The following is a 1,891-nucleotide window of genomic DNA, read 5'->3' as shown; positions in this document are numbered from 1 at the left end:
AAGATAGAGATGTTAAGGGGAGCTATTATCGAAGGCTTTAAGGCGGCAGAGGCGGTATTGGGCGGACTGCCTGAGATATCGAAAAAGACTTATGAGCTTGTAATGCAAAAACTGGATGCCTGGATGGAGGATAGGATGTGACATTGCAAAAATGAGGCTATTGGAGGTTATTTCGATACCACCGAACGATATGTCTGAATACAAGCTACACCTCGCAATTGGTGCGAAGGACAAGAAGGAACCTCTTTATGAACTAGCCAAATCAATAGATAGCTTTAAGTTATGGCAGGAAGAGCAAAGCAAAAAAAACTTTGAAAGAGATTTCATATTGGCTTTGATATACTATAAGCCTGATGAATGGATATTTGGTGGTGTTTATCGGCGATTAGGTGTGAAGAAAATTGCAAATAAATATATGTATGAGACGGAACTTCTAGATGTCAGAACAGAATTAATCGGACGGTTAATAGTCAGGTTTCGCAGACCGGGCAGGCAGTCGTATCTTTATCTTGAAAATTGGGCAGATAAAATTGAAGTAGTAGAAATATTGAGAGAACCTTATAGCGTTGCTCCTTTTCCAGGTTACGAGAACGTAATAATAGATTTCAATCTTTTAAAGACAATTATAGATAAAGAAGAAATTTCATGGAAAGCGGGCCTTTCTTCTGTTAAGGGGGTTTACATTATTACGGATAAAACCAATGGGAAAAAGTATGTGGGAGTAGCTTATGGAGAAGATTCCTTTTGGAGCAGATGGGCTTCTTATGCTAAAAGCGGACACGGGGAAAACAAGGAGTTAAAAGATCTTATTCAGAGCATGGGAATAGAGTATGCTTCGAACTTCCAATTTGCTATTTTGGAAATTATAACGAACACTGCTAGCGATCAGGAGTTAATTGAACGGGAAGAACACTGGAAGAAGGTCTTTATGTCTAGACAGTTTGGGTACAATAGGAATTAATTTTATAGCAAAAAGGCAACAACCCGCAGCGGGTAAGCAGGTCAAGTCAGGTTCTAAGCTGGCTGAACCCACAAAGAAGGCATGGGAAGTATCAAGAAGAAATATTCTGCATGGGGTCTTATAACCTTCTAAGAGCGGTCCTAATGGAACACAAATATATCCCTGACGCCTAAACTCCAATAAATTGTTAAATTGTATCGAAAATTAGGTCATAAGCCAGATAATCTACCATCTATTAATAAAAAGAGATTTATCAGCAGGTGGCTTTTATTTTGCCCGGAAAAGGCCTGAAATCAAGGCTTTACGAGGGTTTTGGTTTAAACAGCTGCCGTTTTCAGTAGGCTGTTTTAATATAAGCAGCAGATTTAATTTATTTTTAGGTAAGCTCCATACCGTAGTAATCGTTTGACATTAGGTAGGGGTGTGCATTTTTAAGATAAATCGTTAAACATTAGAATAGTTGAATAATGTATCTTCTTGAAATTGACAGATAAGCACGCAAAGTTTGATACCAGGCAAAATCCAGTATTATCGGGGTTTGCGACGATTTGGCTTTAAGATAAGGCACCGTTTTAAGGTGGTGTTTTTTGTTTTTCTGCACCTTTTCGTTAAAAGGTGCACACCCCCTTATGGGGGAATGGGGAATCGCTAAAAGGTTGGGGGTGGAGTGGTTGGGCGATAAATATGGCGATCGGCAAGGGGGCTTCTGGCAGGAAAATGGATATTTTTGCCGAATAACCACAAAGATGGCAGCTAAATGGTTATGCTTGTTTGCCTTGTTCTGGCTGTTCTGGATAAAAAATATCGCAAAACCAGTTTTGTAAAAAGCTTGTTCGGGCAAAAAGAGGCAGAAAGGAGCCTTTTCATGAGTGAAATAAACATCCATGACCGGTTTTTTAAAAAATACCTGGAAAATCCCCGCATAGCAGG

1 protein-coding gene is annotated in these 1,891 nt (G+C 39.4%); it reads left to right on the top strand.

Annotated features, from left to right (window positions below; translation table 11 throughout):
* The first annotated feature begins 115 nt into the window (after positions 1-115).
* Entirely contained in the window at positions 116-961 is an 846-nt protein-coding gene (locus BUB92_RS11060; protein WP_084728488.1) for a GIY-YIG nuclease family protein, read from the top strand.
* Positions 962-1,891: the final 930 nt, after the last annotated feature.

It is taken from the genome of Thermosyntropha lipolytica DSM 11003 (assembly GCF_900129805.1).
In the GTDB taxonomy this organism is placed as follows: domain Bacteria; phylum Bacillota; class Syntrophomonadia; order Syntrophomonadales; family Syntrophomonadaceae; genus Thermosyntropha; species Thermosyntropha lipolytica.
Note: the sequence above shows the minus strand (reverse complement) of the source record. Positions and strands in the feature narration are given on the sequence as shown.

Coding starts and splice junctions, on each gene's coding strand:
- BUB92_RS11060 (WP_084728488.1), top strand. CDS start 116: ATGCCTGGATGGAGGATAGGATGTGACATTGCAAAAATGAGGCTATTG.